This window comes from Paenibacillus sp. Y951, assembly GCF_056786395.1.
In genome coordinates this window covers 14,331-31,839 of record NZ_JBXCIY010000022.1, presented here as the reverse complement: position 1 = coordinate 31,839, position 17,509 = coordinate 14,331, and the positions used below count along the sequence as shown (strand labels likewise).

17 protein-coding genes are annotated in these 17,509 nt (G+C 40.9%); all 17 read right to left on the bottom strand.

Annotated features, from left to right (window positions below):
• Nucleotide 1: 1 nt before the first annotated feature.
• The 17 genes from AC1TPB_RS21640 to AC1TPB_RS21560 all read right to left on the bottom strand — a co-directional run bounded on the left by AC1TPB_RS21640 (nucleotide 2) and on the right by AC1TPB_RS21560 (nucleotide 17,255).
• Nucleotides 2-1,573, bottom strand: coding sequence for a putative polysaccharide biosynthesis protein (locus AC1TPB_RS21640; RefSeq protein ID WP_482078401.1), 1,572 nt, complete (start codon nucleotides 1,571-1,573; stop codon nucleotides 2-4).
• 166 nt (nucleotides 1,574-1,739) lie between these two features.
• Nucleotides 1,740-2,282, bottom strand: a complete 543-nt coding sequence (spoVT, locus tag AC1TPB_RS21635; protein WP_482064606.1) for a stage V sporulation protein T — start codon at nucleotides 2,280-2,282, stop codon at nucleotides 1,740-1,742.
• Nucleotides 2,283-2,590: 308 nt separating this feature from the next.
• Entirely contained in the window at nucleotides 2,591-3,649 is a 1,059-nt protein-coding gene (locus AC1TPB_RS21630; RefSeq protein ID WP_482078400.1) for a peptidylprolyl isomerase, read from the bottom strand.
• A 74-nt stretch (nucleotides 3,650-3,723) separates the two neighbouring features.
• Nucleotides 3,724-7,254 carry a transcription-repair coupling factor gene (gene mfd / locus AC1TPB_RS21625; protein WP_482078399.1) on the bottom strand — a complete coding sequence of 1,177 codons (3,531 nt, stop codon included), beginning with the start codon at nucleotides 7,252-7,254 and terminating at the stop codon, nucleotides 3,724-3,726.
• Nucleotides 7,255-7,466: 212 nt separating this feature from the next.
• Nucleotides 7,467-7,697 (bottom strand): anti-sigma-F factor Fin, encoded by a 231-nt coding sequence (fin, locus tag AC1TPB_RS21620; RefSeq protein WP_482064603.1) that lies wholly within the window; start codon nucleotides 7,695-7,697, stop codon nucleotides 7,467-7,469.
• A gap of 57 nt (nucleotides 7,698-7,754) precedes the next feature.
• Nucleotides 7,755-8,315 (bottom strand): aminoacyl-tRNA hydrolase, encoded by a 561-nt coding sequence (gene pth / locus AC1TPB_RS21615; protein ID WP_482064602.1) that lies wholly within the window; start codon nucleotides 8,313-8,315, stop codon nucleotides 7,755-7,757.
• A 210-nt stretch (nucleotides 8,316-8,525) separates the two neighbouring features.
• Nucleotides 8,526-9,917: a bifunctional UDP-N-acetylglucosamine diphosphorylase/glucosamine-1-phosphate N-acetyltransferase GlmU gene (glmU, locus tag AC1TPB_RS21610; protein ID WP_482078430.1), complete on the bottom strand. Its 1,392-nt coding sequence runs from the start codon at nucleotides 9,915-9,917 to the stop codon at nucleotides 8,526-8,528.
• A 120-nt stretch (nucleotides 9,918-10,037) separates the two neighbouring features.
• Nucleotides 10,038-10,319, bottom strand: a complete 282-nt coding sequence (gene spoVG, locus AC1TPB_RS21605) for a septation regulator SpoVG (RefSeq protein WP_482064600.1) — start codon at nucleotides 10,317-10,319, stop codon at nucleotides 10,038-10,040.
• Nucleotides 10,320-10,574: 255 nt separating this feature from the next.
• Complete coding sequence (gene purR, locus AC1TPB_RS21600; protein WP_482064599.1) at nucleotides 10,575-11,411, bottom strand: pur operon repressor; 837 nt, start codon at nucleotides 11,409-11,411, stop codon at nucleotides 10,575-10,577.
• An 84-nt stretch (nucleotides 11,412-11,495) separates the two neighbouring features.
• Complete coding sequence (ispE, locus tag AC1TPB_RS21595; RefSeq protein WP_482078398.1) at nucleotides 11,496-12,350, bottom strand: 4-(cytidine 5'-diphospho)-2-C-methyl-D-erythritol kinase; 855 nt, start codon at nucleotides 12,348-12,350, stop codon at nucleotides 11,496-11,498.
• A gap of 107 nt (nucleotides 12,351-12,457) precedes the next feature.
• Nucleotides 12,458-12,637, bottom strand: coding sequence for a small, acid-soluble spore protein, alpha/beta type (locus AC1TPB_RS21590; RefSeq protein WP_482064597.1), 180 nt, complete (start codon nucleotides 12,635-12,637; stop codon nucleotides 12,458-12,460).
• Nucleotides 12,638-12,853: 216 nt separating this feature from the next.
• Entirely contained in the window at nucleotides 12,854-13,129 is a 276-nt protein-coding gene (gene veg / locus AC1TPB_RS21585; RefSeq protein WP_482064596.1) for a biofilm formation stimulator Veg, read from the bottom strand.
• 161 nt (nucleotides 13,130-13,290) lie between these two features.
• The gene (gene yabG / locus AC1TPB_RS21580; protein WP_482078397.1) at nucleotides 13,291-14,154 is read right to left on the bottom strand and encodes a sporulation peptidase YabG; all 864 of its coding nucleotides are present in this window, start codon (nucleotides 14,152-14,154) and stop codon (nucleotides 13,291-13,293) included.
• A 69-nt stretch (nucleotides 14,155-14,223) separates the two neighbouring features.
• Nucleotides 14,224-15,105: a 16S rRNA (adenine(1518)-N(6)/adenine(1519)-N(6))-dimethyltransferase RsmA gene (gene rsmA / locus AC1TPB_RS21575; RefSeq protein WP_482078396.1), complete on the bottom strand. Its 882-nt coding sequence runs from the start codon at nucleotides 15,103-15,105 to the stop codon at nucleotides 14,224-14,226.
• 5 nt (nucleotides 15,106-15,110) lie between these two features.
• Entirely contained in the window at nucleotides 15,111-15,659 is a 549-nt protein-coding gene (gene rnmV / locus AC1TPB_RS21570; protein ID WP_482078429.1) for a ribonuclease M5, read from the bottom strand.
• Between the two features lie 57 nt (nucleotides 15,660-15,716).
• On the bottom strand, nucleotides 15,717-15,845 hold the full coding sequence (locus AC1TPB_RS21565) for a hypothetical protein (RefSeq protein ID WP_482078395.1): 129 nt from the start codon (nucleotides 15,843-15,845) through the stop codon (nucleotides 15,717-15,719).
• Between the two features lie 261 nt (nucleotides 15,846-16,106).
• Entirely contained in the window at nucleotides 16,107-17,255 is a 1,149-nt protein-coding gene (locus tag AC1TPB_RS21560) for a ubiquitin-like domain-containing protein (protein WP_482064593.1), read from the bottom strand.
• Nucleotides 17,256-17,509 lie beyond the last annotated feature (254 nt).

Sequence of the window (17,509 nt, the reverse complement as noted above, 5' to 3'; positions counted from 1 at the left end):
ATCAATCGCGATTATTCAACAATTTCAACTCCGTTTTAGTTATACCTTTACATACTAGAAGTATGAGACCGAATACAATCGACCCAACTACTACCGACAATAGTGACTCTAACGTAGAGTAAAGACGTATATTCCAGCCTAGCGGCCATAGATAACGAACAAGCTCACTGACGATGTTAATCGATAGAATCATCAGTACAAGCGCTAGCAGCGTTACAGCAAGCACTCGTAGCGCCTCTAGCCAGCTATATGCCCTGCGATGCACAACTGCATCTATATGTTTCGTTGCCCGTCGCAGTACTAATGCACCGATTATTGCGGGAATAAATAGGGCAATATTTCCAGACAATGCCGCACCCTCAATACCCCAAATTGGCACAAATATATAGTTCAACAGCGCTTTACTTCCAGCTGCAATAAGCAACAAGTATAGTGGTAGCTTTCTTACTCCTGCAGCCTGTAGTAATGGGGCTTGTACAGCTAACATACTGCTTGCTAATGTCGTCCAACTTAGAATACGGAAGGTCATCAGACTTTCCGTATTCTTATATAACATAATATTTAACGGCGTAGCGAGCAGACATAGACCAACTGCTGCCGCTGCTCCGATCATCCATGCGAGTCGATGAACGAGTAATAATCTTTCCCCATAAAGTGCTGTTTTACCTCGCTTCACCCAATTAGGAATAAAGCCTGCGGCAAATGCACCAAGCAACATCGAAACTAATTGAATAAGCGGTTGTATACGGCTGTATCGACCAAATTCCGCCATTACAAATGAAACCTGTTCACCTGCCCCCAGCATAAAGCGAGGAATACTTATTGCATCAACAACAGCTACCATCGGCACAACTATAGCCGCCAGCGCGGTCGGTAAAGCCATTCGGAATAATAATTTACCTTCTGTCGCAATAAGCTTCCGTTCTACCCGCACGATCTTGTCACCTTTTTGATATAACAAAAACCATAACAGTGCTGCGATAGCTCCGACAACTGAACCGAACATCACGCCAGCCGCAAGCTTACTATCTGACCAATTGTAGCTAAGTCCAATCCAAAGCAGTAACAGCATACACGCTACTCGAACGCATTGCTCAATCAATTGCGAGATAGAAGATGCTTTAGCATCATCTTTTCCTTGATAGTACCCTCGATATACAGCTAGTAAAGGAGTAAACAATAGCGCAAGTGCTAAAATCCGAATAGATGTTATAACCTCATCATTACCAATAAGATTAGCGAGCCAAGGCGCAGCTAACAATCCGATTATACAGCTCAATACTGCTGCCCCACTAATGACAACTAATGCTATAGACAAAGTATTATGCTGCTCTTTTTCATTTTTTTGCGCAACATAAAAGGCCAGCGCCGTTGGAATTCCGGCAATCGCTAATGCCATCATTAGCTGGTAAATAGGATATACAATATTATAAATACCAAATGCCGCATCTCCCGCTAGATTTTGCAGCGGTATCTTTTGCAATACACCAATGAGCTTCGTAGCAAATGTTGCCGATGTTAACCATAGCGCACCATAACCACTTAGCTTCAGCCACTTTGTTCTAAGACTCAATGTTTCATGTTCACCCGATTCTATTGTGGTTTGTATAGGTTGTTCAAAAAGCCCACTTTTTGAACTTGTACTTGTTATATCACATCATTATAGGTGAAAAAAGCTTCCTCTGCCAGAATTGTTATCTGGATGAGGAAGCTTGTATGTTTCACGTGAAAACTGTCGATTATTGTTCCATTTGCTTCGCTAGAAATGCCGCTGCAGTTTCGGCCATTTTCTGTTCTAGATTACCAATCTTAACGTTATCTTCCTTAGTAAGCATAACAACCGTACCGATGGGATCTCCGCCTGCAATAATCGGTGCAATGATGTAGGAGCTGTAAGTATCTGGCTGATCTTTAACAATTTCATAACTTCCACTATTTGTTTCTAGATGTGTCTTGCGATTATCCATACAATCCTCTAACGTTTGTCCAATAGATCTATCGAGCATTTCTTTTTTTGATGCTCCTGCAACAGTAATAATCGTATCTCGGTCGGAAATAAGTGTAATATGTCCAATACTTTCGAATAACGATTCCGCATACTCCTTAGCAAAGTCACCTAGTTCCCCTATAGGAGAGTATTTCTTAAGTATAACTTCACCATCACGGTCAACAAATATTTCTAATGGATCGCCTTCACGAATTCTTAATGTGCGACGAATTTCTTTCGGTATTACAACACGACCCAAATCGTCAATACGACGAACAATGCCTGTAGCTTTCATTACGCAAGACCTCTCTTTCAAACAGATCAAAATAGTTTGTATTCATTACTTCTTCTATAAGAACTCCAATAACATAAGGTGCAGCCAAAAATTGAATCTGACCATAGTATTCATCCATAACTAGCATCTTATACATAACAATGACATCATTTCTCAATAATAATGGAATTGCTTATCGCACTGTATTATGATCTATAACCGAAATCCCGGTTCCATTCCTGCACACAAAAAGCTCATCTACGTCTAATATGGACGTAGATGAGCTTTTTATACAATAACGAACGACCGCTGTCTTATTTCGCTATTTATTATTTTTCAGGTGTTTTTGTCGCAGGCGCTTGATCGCCTTCTGTTGTTTCTAGTGGAGGTAATGTCATGTTAATTTCGTAGCCTGGTAACTCGTCATTCACAAAGTTTGTTGTTACCGTATTAGATAATACGTTACGAATCATTTCTATCGTTGTATCAGCAATCGCATCATACTCTAAAACATCGCGTGCTTCTACTCTAATAATACTGTAGCCAGTCGAAGATTTAATCGGCTCGCTCACTTCATTCAACGGAAGCGTGAATGCAGCCGTCTTAATCTCTTCAGTCCAATATCCACCCATATAGTTTGTGAATACTCCGCCAGTAGCTTTTGTTCTTGCATCATCAGAATACTGGGCAGCTAATGCTTCCCAGTCTCCGCCTGCCACAAGCTTAGCTTGTACCTCTTTCGCACGAGCTAACGCTTCTTCATCCGAACGAGTTTCTGTTACTTGTTGCGTTGTTGCGTCTACCACACTATTGTTCACATCAATTTGACGACCGTTATAAAGCGTATAAATATCTTTATTTGCTTCGTATTCTTCCTTAATCATATCGTCAGTAATTTGGCTTTGAATATACTCGTTAGCAGTAGCAGCAATCATAATAAGCGAAGCCATATCATTTTCTGTTAAATTCTTTTCTTTCAGCATATCTTTGAAGTCACCATATACAGCTAGTCCTTCTTTTGTTTGCTCGAAACTCGCTAATGCTTCTTCTTTGGACTTCTCTTGTTGCTCTTCCGTAGTACGGTGAGCCAAAATTTTGTACGTAATATATTGTTCTAAAAACGCTTCACGATATTCACTTTGATCAAGAAGCGCTTCGTCCATCCCTTGTAATAAAGCAATGCCTGATTTGAACTTATTAAACTCTAGATCAGTTACCGTACCGTCTTTATACGTTGCGATAACTTCTCCACCTTCGACACCCTTGAACGTTAAGGAAGGATTAACTTCATCTTTACCGCAGGCAGCCAATAATGCTACGAACACTGCAGATATTACGATTAACTTTAGCGCTTTACTAAAGCTCTTAGCTGTAAAATTTAATAACATGTGTAAACCCCTTTCGAATGTTGGAATCTGCTATCCATTGTAGCAGATTCTATAAAGCAAAAGCCAATTTTTCATTACGTTGTTGCCTTATGAAGACTCTCTTCCACTTGCTGAGTTAAAGATTGATATTCAAATAGGAATCGCTCGGATAAATGTAACTTTTGTTCCATCGACAAACCTTTGCCACGCAATTCAATACTATATGAGCCTTCATCTTCTCTTGATTGCTTAAAGCGATTTTCCATCTTCAAACATAATTTATCAATATCTTTTCGGACCGCCTTTTTCTTAGGCATCGTATCGAATAATAAGCGGAAATCATCATTTTTATTCGTAATCTGCGTAATACCAAGTAAAGAACCAAGCACCTTCAAGCGAGCAACCGTCATTAGATTAACAACCGATTGCGGTAAGTCACCGAAACGATCGATGATCTCTTCGATTAATATATCTGATTCTTCAATGGTCGATATGACGGCAGTTTTTTTGTAAATCTCAATTTTTTGTATGCTGTCGTAAATATATTCATTCGGTAAATACGCATCTACACTAAGATCGATAACGGTCTGAACAGCTTTCTTCTCTTCAACTTCCACGCCATCCATCTGTTGTTTTCTAATCTTGATCTCTTCAGCAAGCATTTGCGAGAACATCTCAAAACCAACGGAAGCAACAAAACCATGCTGCTCGGCTCCAAGTAAGTTACCCGCTCCCCTAATCGACAAATCACGCATTGCAATTTTGAACCCTGAACCAAGCTCTGTAAATTCTTTAATCGATTGCAAACGTTTTTCAGCCACTTCGGTTAATACTTTATCTCGTTGATATGTGAAATATGCATACGCAATTCGATTAGAACGACCAACACGTCCACGTAGTTGATAGAGTTGAGACAATCCCATTTTATCAGCATCATGCACGATCAATGTATTAACGTTCGGAATATCTACACCCGTCTCAATAATACTTGTACTTACCAATACATCTGATTCACCGTCAAGAAAATCTAGAATCGTCGATTCAAGCTCCTGCTCACTCATTCGTCCATGCCCAACGCTAACACGAGCACCAGGTACAAGCTCACTTATTTCCTCAGCAATTTGTTGGATACCTTGCACACGATTATATAAGTAATACACTTGCCCGCCACGTGCTAATTCACGCTCAATCGATTCACGAACTAGCGCATGCGAATGCTCCAATACATAGGTCTGTACAGGGAAACGATTTTCAGGTGGTGTTTCAATTACAGACAAGTCACGTACCCCTAGCATAGACATATGAAGTGTGCGTGGAATAGGTGTCGCTGTTAATGTAAGCACATCAACACTTGTTTTTAGTTTTTTCAACTTTTCTTTGTGTGTTACTCCGAAGCGTTGTTCTTCATCGACAATAACGATTCCTAATGCAGAGAATATAATATCTTGGGACAGGAGACGATGTGTACCAATAACAACATCAACCGTACCATTCTTCAACCCTTTAATCGTTTCATTTTGCTCTTTGCGGGAGCGGAAACGACTCATAACCTGGACATTAATAGGATAGCCACTGAATCGCTCACGGAACGTTTCATAATGCTGCTGCGCCAATATTGTCGTAGGTACGAGTACGGCAACCTGCTTGCCCTCCATCGCTGATTTGAAGGCGGCGCGAACCGCAACCTCCGTCTTACCATAGCCAACATCACCGCATAATAGTCGGTCCATCGGTTGCGCTTTTTCCATATCTCGCTTAATTTCTTGAATCGCTCGTAGTTGATCCTTTGTTTCCTCGTACGGAAACATCGCTTCAAATTCATTTTGATATGTTGTATCTTTACTAAATGCAAAGCCAGGAGTCGCTTGTCTTTCCGCGTATAGCTTAATAAGATCATCCGCAATATCTTGCACCGATGATCTTGCCTTACTTTTCGCCTTCGTCCATTCCGAGCCGCCAAGCTTATTCACTTTAGGCTCTTTATCTTCATTACCTACATATTTCTGAATCAGATCAACTTGGTCTACAGGTACAGAAAGCTTATCACCAGCTGCATATACGATATGTAAATAGTCGCGGTGAATTCCACCAATTTCCAGTGTGCCAATCCCTACGTATTTACCGACGCCATGATTTTGATGGACAACATAATCGCCAACTTTTAATTCTGTATAGCTCTTAATACGCTCAGCATTGTCCATCTTCTTATCTACACGTCTAGCTTTACGTTGCTTCTGCGTGAACATTTCTCCTTCAGTAATGACAATTAAGTTAGATGATGGCAACTCAAAACCTTGCTGTAAGTTACCTTCTAGCAATTGTGGTGACACAATATCATAATCCAATAATACACGTTGCATCCGATCTAAGCGCTCTTTGTTGCCCGCTAGCATAATGATCGTTGCATTGTTTTTCCGCCAACGTTCCATCTCCGCCTTCAGCACATTCATCTGACCGTGGAAGCTTTGCATCGTACGCGTCGTAATATTGACGATATTTTGCGGTTGCGTATGGGGAATTTGTCTTAAAAATAGCTGAAGAAATAATGTTGGAAACGGACGATACTGTAGAATTTGTGTGCTTTCTCTAGCAAGCACAAAGCTCGGCAATGACTTACCGTTTTGCAATAAATGTAAGTTCCATTCCGACTCATCGCGTTCAAGCTGCTTCGCTGTTTCTATTAATCGACTTGGTTCATCGAGCACCAGCAATGTATCGGCTGGCACAAAGTCTAGTATGCTTTGCTGCTCCGGATATAGTAATGAAATGTACTTATAAATTTCAGAGAAGTAGATTCCTTCTCGAAGCTTGCCAATTTCGGCTCCAATCTGATCACGCAACTTGTCCTGCGTAGCACGATCAGTCATCTTATCTAGCTGAGCTTCTAATAGATTCGTTGCATGCCTTGCTGCCGTTTCCATTCTTTCTTTCGTTGCTAATATTTCTTGTGCTGGCGGAATCACGAAACTATCCATACGTTCAACGGTACGTTGATCTACTGGATCAAAGGTACGTATCGAGTCAATTTCATCTCCGAACCATTCAACACGTACGGCAAGCTTTGAAGTAAGTGGATAGAAGTCTATAATTCCACCCCGCACACTTAACTCACCTTTAGATTCCACACGATCAGCTCTCGTATAACCAAGCTCATTGAGCTTATGGAGAAAATGATCAGGATCTATTTGCTGATTTACGGAAATTTCTAATTCGGCGTGTAGAAAAGCTTCCTTGGTCGGAAGATATCTTCTAATTCCCGAAAATGGCACGACAACAATGCCACGAAAGCCTTTAGCCAAGGATAGTAGTACATCCATTCTTTGGGCTAATGTTTCGGGGCTAGATATTGCTGCCTCAGCAGCCATTAATTCATTGGCAGGGTATAGTAGCACCTTGTCACTAGACAAACAATCTTGCAAGTCTTCTGCTATTTTCTGAGCGGAAAACATATTATGCGTAACAACTAGTAAAGGTTGCTGCAAGCGATCTTCTAATGCTGCGAGAAACACTTGCCTAGAAGAGCCCGCGAGCCCTGACACCATCTGTTCTTTCATTCCTTTTTCAAAGCCTTGTACTACTGATTTTAACTCAGAGTCTTCAGCAAATAACTCTATTAGCGCTTTCAATTTGTGAGACACCTTCTTTCTAAGCTACAAGCTATGTAACTCTATCTTGCACTATAACAACTCACATATTGTGCGCAAACAAGCCATCCACTGGGTGACGCTAGCTTGTGGACGGCTGTTACGCACGTGAGGAAGTTCAAATGATTCACCTGTAATTACGATTTGTTGCTTCGCAGATTACCCGGCTGGTGAAGATGACTCTTTGACTTTGACTACTGCAAAGGATTATTAATTAGCATCAATTCCGGGTTACTGCTTAATGCTTCATTGCAGTAATCGCAAACGAGCTGCACTACAATGTCGCCATTTAAATTATACGTTATTATATCTTTACGTTCATCGTCGGTCAAGGAATTGAAGCCTAGACGCTGCTCAGATATAACCGTCTCTTCGATCTTACCAATATTGGATCTGCAATATTTGCAAATATAGGTTACAGCCATGTTATGCCTCCCGAAGGTTATTTATACCCTTCAGTATGCCCTAATTTTTATAATCTATTACCCATTATATTTGCCCATCGTATCTTCGAATGGGTGTTTCAGACTATATTCGATCGCATCACAGGCATTACTGATCATCTCTTCTAGACGACCTTGCTCTGCCTTAGCAAATTTACTTAACACATAATCCGCAATGACGATACCTGGTTCAGGGCGAGAAATACCCATACGCACGCGATTGAACTTTTGTGTATTCAAATGCGCAATAAGTGACTTAATGCCGTTATGACCGCCTGCACTGCCCTGATAGCGTAGTCTAAGCTTACCTACCTCCGTATCAAGATCATCATAGACGATAATTCCATCTTCAACGTTAAGCTTATAGAAGTCTATATAAGCTCGAACTGCTTCGCCAGATAAGTTCATATAGGTGATTGGTTTAATTAAAGCTACCTTTGTGCCAGCAATATTACCTTCGCCAACTAGTGCTTTATACTTGCTCCCATTCATAGTGATACCAAAGCGGCGAGATAGTTCATCAATAACCATAAAGCCGACATTATGACGTGTTTTTGCGTAGCTAGCGCCTGGATTTCCCAGACCTACAATCCATTTCATTATACTTCGTCTCCTTCAATTTTTCAGAGCCTTAAAACCTACCTTCTTCGTACAGAAAAATACATCGGAAGCATAGACCTTCAATTTTTCAGAGCCTTAAAACCTACCTTCTTCGTACAGAAAAATACATCGGAAGCATAGACCTTCAATTTTTCAGAGCCTCAAAACCTACCTTCTCCGTGCAGAAAAATACATCGGAAGCATAGGCTCTTAATCCTTATCCTTCTTCGCTTTCGCACGAGCGCGAATTTTATCTGCGTATTCAGGTTTGTTTTCTTGTCGTTGACGGGCAATAGCTAAGTCACCAGCCGGCACATCTCTAGTAATCGTTGAACCTGCAACGACATATGCACCTTGGCCAACATTAACTGGAGCGATTAGATTAACGTTACTGCCAATAAAAGCATGATCGCCAATAACCGTTTTTGCTTTGTTAATCCCGTCATAGTTAACGGTAATTGCGCCACAGCCAATATTAACTTCTTTCCCTACTTCAGCATCACCAACATAGCTTAGATGTGATACTTTACTGCCGTCATCAAGGATAGCGTTTTTCAGCTCTACAAAATCGCCAACTTTACACCGCTTGCCAACCTTCGTACCAGGACGCAAGTAGGCAAATGGTCCAATGCTGCTTTCATCCCCTACCTCTGCATGATCAAGTACCGAATGTTTGATGGATACTCCATTATGGATCGTACAATGAGCTAGATCAGATTGTGGTCCAAGAATACAATCTTCCCCAATCGTAGTCTTACCTTTCAACACCGTTCCAGGATAAATAATCGTATCTGCACCAATGACTACACCCGACTCGATATAAGTCGATGCTGGATCGATAATGGTTACACCGTTAACAAGATGCTGAAGATTAATCCGCGTGCGCATCTGCTGCTCTGCTTCTGCCAGTGCTACACGATCATTAACCCCGATAGCTTCTGCGATATCGGATGTGCAATAGCCCTGTACAACTTCATCAGCTTGTCTGAACAATCCGATAACATCCGTCAAATAATATTCACCTTGCGCGTTATTATTCGTTACACGACTTAGAGCCTCAAATAATTTCTTATTGTCGAAGCAATACGTTCCTGTATTAATTTCTTGAACTGCCGCTTCAGTATCCGAACAATCCTTCTGCTCTACAATACGCTCAACTATGCCTGCTTCATTACGAATAATACGACCATAGCCAGTCGGATTATCAAATAATGCCGTTAGTATTGTCGCTACTGCTCCGCTTTCTTCATGCAGCTTCAACATTTGCTTAATCGTGCTTGCTTGAACAAGTGGAGTATCTCCGCAGATTACGATCGTTGTGCCTTCTTCAGCGCCTAGTAAGCCTTCAGCTTGCTGTACGGCGTGCCCCGTACCTAATTGCTGCTCCTGCTTCACAAATTGTGCTTGGTCGCCAATGAATGTCTGAACCTGCTGGGCACCGTGACCTACTACGACAACTATTTTTTCACTATTTGCTTGAATAACTGTATCTAATACATGACCCACCATCGGCTTACCGCATACGGGATGTAATACTTTATATTGTTTGGATTTCATACGCTTGCCCTGTCCTGCCGCTAATACAATAGACATAATTTTCATGTCACTTAAGCCCCCTTCATCAATAAAACCCTCATCTGAATATATCTTATTATACAAAAAAAGAAAAGAGAGCCTAAGCTCTCTTCCCCCTTGTTAACAGACTAATAATAACTTCTCGTATTACGATACTTCTTCGATTACAACTTCATCAGCTGCAAGCTCATACTCTGCTAATACAGCAGATTGGATCTTCTCTCTTGTAGTTGAGGAGATTGGATGAGCGATATCGCGGAATTCTCCGTCTGGAGTACGCTTACTTGGCATAGCAACGAACATACCGTTGTTTCCATCGATTACACGAATATCATGAACAACGAATTCGTTATCAATCGTGATAGATGCGATAGCCTTCATACGTCCTTCAGAGTTCACGCGGCGGAGTCTTACATCAGTAATTTGCATTTGTGTTCACCACCTTTGTCTATTGGAGACTTGGTGTATAATTCCACATTTCAAAGCTAAATCCTTCTTACTTTTTGGTAATTTGATACTTTTTTTTAATATTTTTTTTAATTTACATAATATTCGTCTATATTCGACATAAATCGATGAAAACGCTTTATTTCTGACAATTTTATTTTTGTAATAGTCTCTATGCTCGGTGCAATATTTATGAAAAAAGACCGCCCTAGACGGTCTTTCAATTATGTCATTGTATCAAATCGTTGGCATAGCAAAATAGTTTCCTGGGACAACTTCCATCTGCTTTGTCTTCATATCTACTGCAATAAGATTAGCAAGCGATACATAATCCGTTAATAGTCGTTCCTCATTCTCAACTTCGCCAGATTCTACGAGTACACCAACACCAGCGACCGTAGCATTGAACTCATGAAGCAAGTCCATCATACCTTGAATCGTGCCGCCTGCTTTCATAAAATCATCGATGATAAGAACACGCGAGCGTTCTTTCAATGCACGACGTGCTAGCGACATCGTCTGAATGCGTTTCGTTGAACCGGATACATAATTAATACTTACTGCAGATCCTTCTGTTACCTTATTGTCTCTACGGACGATAACAACAGGAATATTCATACACGCAGCTGTAGCATACGCTAATGAAATCCCTTTCGTCTCCACAGTCATAATAATATCAATTTGAGATTCAGCAAATGCCGTTGCAAACATCTTACCGATATCCGCCAACAACTTCGGTTGACCAAGCATATCGGTCATATATAAGTATCCACCAGGAAGCACACGATCTGGCTGCTGCAATGTCTGACATACTTCATTAATAATAGCTAAAGATGTTGCAATTGGCATCATCGGCTTAAATTTAACCCCACCTGCTGCTCCTGCTAATGTATGCAGTTGACCGATACCTTCTTCTTCAAATACCTCTTTAATAATAGCTAGATCTTCACTAATGGAGGACTTGGCAGATTGATACCGCTCTGCAAATGCAGTTAACGAGATTAAAGTGTGAGGACGAGCAAGCAGATATTGTGTCATTTCTACAAGCCTGGAGCTACGCTTCAATTTCTTCAATGCAATCTCTCCTCTAAATCCGAATAATATAATGTCAATATTACATTTTTATTCGGGTTTAATCAAGTTTGATTTGCTTTTGGCTTATGTCAGTATACGAACAACGTAAACTTCCTTGCAGAAACCACGTAGTCCATTGTAAATTCTTGATAGCTTCGCTTCTTTGGATACTAGACCAAATACAGTTGGCCCGCTCCCAGACATTAGTACCCCATCTGCTCCGAGTCGAATCATACTTTCTTTCAATTGCTTTACTTCAGGATACAATTGAAGCGTCACCGATTCCAACACATTGCCAAGAGAATCACACATTTCTGTAAATGAACCGCTATCCAATGCATTGATCATATTTTGCACAGATGGATGTTGCTCCACCTTGTTTACTCTAAATTTTCCATATACATCAGCTGTAGATACATTGATTGGCGGCTTTGCTAGCACTACCCAGCATTGCGGCGGAATAGAGATCGGTTGTAGTCGTTCACCTCGACCAGTAGCAAGTGCTGTTCCTCCTGTAACGCAGAAAGGCACATCAGAACCAAGTTCCGCACCCAATTCACATAGCTCGTGTTCTGAAATATTAAGATTCCAGAGACGATTCAAGCCACGAAGTGTCGCTGCCGCATCACTGCTACCTCCTGCCAAGCCAGCAGCTACAGGAATTTTTTTATCCAAATGTATATATACGCCTTGCTTCACCTGATATCTTTCTTTAATCAGCTGAGCGGCTTGAAAAGCTAGATTTTTTGAATCTAGCGGAATATAACCAACTTGAGAGCTTATGATAATTTGATCACGAGCCAGTGGTTCCATTTCCAGACGATCAGCCAAATCAACCATTGTCATAATCATCTCAACTTCATGAAATCCATCTTCACGCTTATGTAACGCGTCTAATACTAGATTGATTTTGGCTGGCGCTTTTTCATATATCTTCATTATTTTTCTTCACCCGTCCATTTTAGCATAGGTACATTATAGCAAAGGAAACAAAGAAAAGCTAAACAATGCTTTTAATTGACAGCATGTTTAGCTAGTTTTTGTTGTTACTTATTTTGCTTCGCTACTGCTTCCTCTGCTAATTGAATGGCACGCTTCACCATGTTACCAGCATCTTTGGCTTTAATACCGCCCCAGCCTTCTTGCTCGACTGTATCCAAAATTCCAAGATCTTTAGCGACTTCCATCTTTAACTGTTCGGACATCACGCTGCGTCGTCTACCCATAAGCTTTACCTCCTGATTTAGCAGATGGTTAAATTATCCACTTGTGATTACGATGCATACACTCCGTAGCGTACTCGGCATCGAATATGAACTCCTTCATCGGAATGAAGTAAGCTTAGTATGTGTTGTATCCTTAATTTCATGCTGAATAAAAAAACAAGACGCAGATTTCTCTGCGTCGATTATCCGATCATATTCACTATCGCTATTGAGCCGTTATTCTTGAAGATGAGCAATACGAACTTGCCCCTCATCATTACAAACTGTAACTTCTACCGATTCCGTTAAGATATCCGCATAGCTATAGGATACACGTTTGAAAGCATGCTGTTGTTCATCTAACTTAACGATGAATACGGAAGGGTAGGTTTCTTCTAACGTGCCAGTACGTTCAATCGTCTTACGACGACCTCCATTTGCTCTAAGAGTGATTCTTGAACCAACATGAGCCTCTAAGCTGCGTTTAATATCCAATAGCGTATTTTTTGCCATTGTGACACCACCTCTTTCCTTGTCCATTATAACGAACAATTTGGAGTTTGTCAAATAAACAAAATATTATATCAGCAGAATTAAGTTCTTGTCAACGGTTATTTTATCCATTTTTATCAGATATTATCTAAGCTTCGTTATTATGCTCATCATCTCCGAAACTATACAAATTGTTTTGGCTTTGGATAACCAACACGATATCGACCAATAGTCTCTATTCCACCGACACCATCTATCCCGCTAATTGTACCCGCAACGAGATCTTTCAGATTAACAATTTCCTTAATCGGAGTATAGCTCGCTTTAATCGCGATATAAACCGGATCAAGGGCATGTATAAGTATTCTGCCTGGTGAACTTGCAAAGTTAGCTCCCGTATTAAGCAATGCCTCATAATGTGATTGACATGCTCCAGCAACGACAACTAGACTATCCCGATTGCGCTCATAATTTCTTGCTACTCTAACTGCATTAACAAAATGCTGCGAATTTTTATAACTGCTTAAACTATTAAGGTCCATACCCTCGCGATGCTTCAATACGCCATCATGCCCAGTAATTACGACAATGTCTGGTTGAATCTCCGGAAGCAGACGTACAAGAGCATCTGCCATCTTAGATTCATTAATAAAATATCCTTCTGCCGGAACCTTCATAGCTTCGTATAGTTGCATACTTTTTTTCAAATAGTTAGCATCTCCATCAAGATGAAGTACTTTACCAGGCCATTCAAAATACATCTCATCTTCAATTTCCCGGTAGCTATACATCATATCTCTATAAAGATCTGGTCGTTCAATTGTAGTATGCATATGACGTAATGTTTCGTTCACTTTATGCCGTACCGTCTGTGCGACTACTGTGGTCGCAGGATCATGAATGGACCTAAGATCAACTTTGGGCGAATCCGCCAGAAGTCTGAAATCTAATCCTTTTAATATTACATTTTCATTTTGAACCATCTCTATGCGAAATAACACATCTCCGCCATAAGATTGACGAACAACAAGATCACCTTGCTTCATAGGTAAATCACCTCTTGGTCTATCGTATGGATAGCCAAGGCGAATGGTGAGTAATTCAGAGCAGAATTTCTAGTTAAACCAATCCACAGCTAATAACGCAATGCTTAGCGTTGCGAATTCTTCAAGACTAAGCGTTTCCCCTCTACGAATCGGATCGATATGAATAGATTCTAACAACGCCGTTAACTCAGGACGCTTCTCTTTACCAGTAACCATCATTAGATTATTAATTAATGTTTTACGACGCTGTACAAATGCGCTCTGAACAACGCGGAAGAAAAAGGCTTCATCCTCAACCTTAACTGCAGGTTCATCTCTTACCGTCAGCTTTATAACCGCTGAGTCTACATTAGGCTGCGGTATGAATGCCGTGTTAGGAACGATACAGACAATTTCCGTCGTGCAATAATATTGTACCGCTACACTCAAGCTTCCGTACTCCTTACCACCTGGCTTTGCTGACATACGCTGTGCTACTTCTTTCTGAATCATGACAACAATGTTTTCAAGTGGTAACTTCTCTTCTAGCAGCTTCATCAAAATTGGCGTCGTTACATAGTATGGCAAGTTTGCAACAACACTTACTTTCTTATAATCCGAAAATTGATCGGTAAATAATTGACGTAAATTAATGTCAAGGACATCACCCTGCACGATATTGACATGTTCTTGATCTTCAAAAACTTCTGCTAGTATTGGAATTAATCGTCTATCGATTTCAATAGCTGTCACTTTGCCCGCTTGTTGCGCTAATGGTTGTGTCAACGCACCAATACCAGGACCGATCTCTAAAGCACCTTTATCTTTACTCAAGTCTGCAGCATTTACAATTTGATCAAGAATATGACCATCAATCAAAAAGTTTTGTCCTAAACTTTTTTTGAATGAAAACTTATGCTTTGCAATAATTTCTTTTGTACGTTGTGGGGTTGAAACCTCTAATTCGTTCATGAATTCTATTCCTCCAACTGATATCCTAATTGATCGAGCGCAGCTTGAAACTCCTGCTTCGTAATGTTAAAGCTTGTGCAGCGCTTATAGAACTGCTTACCATTGGCATAGCCAATCCCTAGCAATTTACCTAATTCTAATCTCCGCGAAGCAGCCTGAGGATGGACGAGCAAGCCTGCTGCCATCAAATCCTCCATCGTCACTTCCCCTGTCATGGCGGTCGTCTCTGTACGCAACTCCGATAGAGCCTGACGAATCGCCTCTGGAGAGGCATTCTCAATGCCGATATCACCTTTATAACAAGCCTTTTCCTGCGGTAAAAACGCATGCTTACAACCCGGCGCATGGTTAGCTACAATTTTTCGTATTCTTTCGCCCGCATGATCAGGATCTGTAAAAATAATAATACCTCTACGTTCATTGGCAAGTCGAATACGTGCTAGTACATCTTTTCCGATCGCGGAGCCATTTGTTTCGATCGTATCTGCATCGACTGCACGCTTAATCGCCGTTGTATCGTCCTTACCTTCGACGACTATTACTTCTTTAATCAACACTAATCCCCCCCTTTAGAGGTAGTTCAAAAAGTGGACTTTGATAACGATGTGATGCTAACGTAGCATACTCGGCATCGAATATGAAGCGAACTTGGAAAATACGGTTCGCGTGTACCAAACACGTACACTTGCGCTTCCGCTTTTCTCAAGTAACGCTCCATCTTCTCGGTTCTGAAAGCCCACTTTTTGAACCTCTATTTTAAGTTAGTTCAAAACATTTAATAAAGTTAGTTCAAAACATCGAATATGAAACGAATTTAATCTCACTAAGGATGTTTCTTTCAGAAACCTTGTAGAGACTCGTTTACTAATAACGTACACGGTCGCTTACTCATTTCTTTAGTATAACCGATATTACTTCTACATAAAAACAAAAAAGGGAGGCTATGAGCCTCCCTCTTATGATCGGATATTCAACTAAACCATGCGATACAGAAAATAAAATTAACTAGCAGAAGGTTTGTTAGGTCCGATTACGTAGACCTTAACACCTTTCTTCTTACCAAATTTCGTAGCGACTTTTAGACTTTCAAAGTAAACGTCAATCTTGTTTCCTTTAATCGCTCCGCCTTTATCTTCTGCACGTCTTAAGCCTACGCCTTCGATGTATACCCACCATCCCATAGGAACGACAGATGTATCCACTGCAATCGTACGGCCTTCCTCCACAGTAGTGCCAGAAGCAGTAATGCCATAGCCTTCATCTCCTGCACTTTTACCTGTCGATTCAGCGCCCGCCGTATATGCAGTCAGCGTAACATTCGTTAAAACTTTTTTCGCATTGAAAGTGTAGTCACCCTTCGTTACTTTTTCAACAGCTGGACTGCTGTTTGATAACGTTGTGACTGTTGACTTAGGTTTCGCTGCACCCACAGCGACTACCTGGTCTACCGTATTTGTCTTCACAGTTTCACTTAGAACCGAATGAGATACGAACACACCATCTTCATATCTTTCTTCTAACTGTTCAACCACAACACCTGCTTGGCCAGATTGCACTACCTTTTCTGTGCCCTTATTCAAATTAGTGTCTTCCTTTTTCACGATAGAGAATGGTACCGTCTTTTCGTTAGACGTGATTTTTGTTTCTACACGAACAACCATGATGGTTGCGTTCTCCCCGATACTCGAAGCAAGGGGAGGATCTATTTCATCTTGACTGCCAATCGATATATCGAGATCCTCGATCGCTGCCTGCACCGTTTTCTCCGTCGTGTATACTTTTGACGTATTTCCGTCGGCTATAACCGTAATTGGCATAGCATGATCAATTTCAACGACATCACCATCTTTAATCGGTGCATTGAGTGATGCTGAAATTTTATCATGTGGTCCTACAGTAATAGCTTGTTCATCCAGTAGGCGTTGCAGGACCCATTGTTTTGTTTTTACAATGGTTTCTTGTCCATTCACTACTACGGAGACGTTTTTTTCCGTCGCCCCGTATAACAACACCAAAAACATGAAAGTCATAGCGAGTGAGATTATTATACTTAACATAATCAAACGCAAGTTTCCATGCTGCCATCGCATTGCGAAAGTCATGCTGGATGATCGTTTGCCATGGGTGTCCTTAGCTGGAATATTGCCCATTTCATCGGTCCTCCTTCATAGCCCCGCCGCCAAGTGTTACGCATGTTACAACTGACGTGACTATAACTTATATGACGTGCTTTGCACGCTTCCAGTTCTTCTGATTCCTCCCACATCTCTATCTCTATGTCGTCTATCTCTTAATTATGCAAAATCGATAGATAGCAACTTTGAAATTATGATAATAAGTGTTATCAAATAACAAAGTGAGACAACTTATGATGCGATTGAAACGTTAATAGCGAAAATTGGAA